The organism is Streptomyces hesseae (assembly GCF_031845785.1).
GTDB classification, from domain to species: domain Bacteria; phylum Actinomycetota; class Actinomycetes; order Streptomycetales; family Streptomycetaceae; genus Streptomyces; species Streptomyces hesseae.
Genome location: NZ_JAVRFI010000078.1, coordinates 1 through 441 on the forward strand (window position 1 = coordinate 1; position 441 = coordinate 441).

Annotated in this window: 1 protein-coding gene; it reads right to left on the reverse strand. The window is 58.0% G+C overall.

Annotation, left to right across the window (positions count from 1 at the left end; all coding sequences use genetic code 11):
• Nucleotides 1-386 (reverse strand): Y-family DNA polymerase (locus RM609_RS34275; RefSeq protein WP_498073178.1); only part of this gene is annotated, 386 nt, incomplete at its 3' end.
• Between the last annotated feature and the right edge of the window lie 55 nt (nt 387-441).

Below are 441 nucleotides of genomic sequence, written 5' to 3' on the forward strand. Positions count from 1 at the left end.
CGAATATCCTGAGCGATACGTGTGGCGCTGCCGCCAAAATGCGGGCTGTCGGAGACATCAAGATAGGCTTCGTCCAGCGACAGTGGCTCGATCAGGTCGGTGTAATCACGAAAGATCGTCTGGATTTCCTTGGACGCTTCTTTATAAGCATCCATGCGCGGCTTGACGATGGTCAGGTCCGGGCACAGCTTCAAGGCGTGGCGCGACGACATGGCCGAGCGAACGCCGTACGCCCGCGCCTCGTAGTTGCAGGTTGCGATCACCCCTCGTCTATCCGCCGAGCCGCCGACCGCCAGAGGCTTTTGTGCCAGGCTCGGGTCGTCGCGCATCTCGATGGCGGCGTAGAAGCAATCACAGTCGACGTGGATGATTTTGCGCTGCGTCATATAAACAGAAGGTGTAATCCAACGGATGGCCAGTATCGCACTCACCCCTGTATAT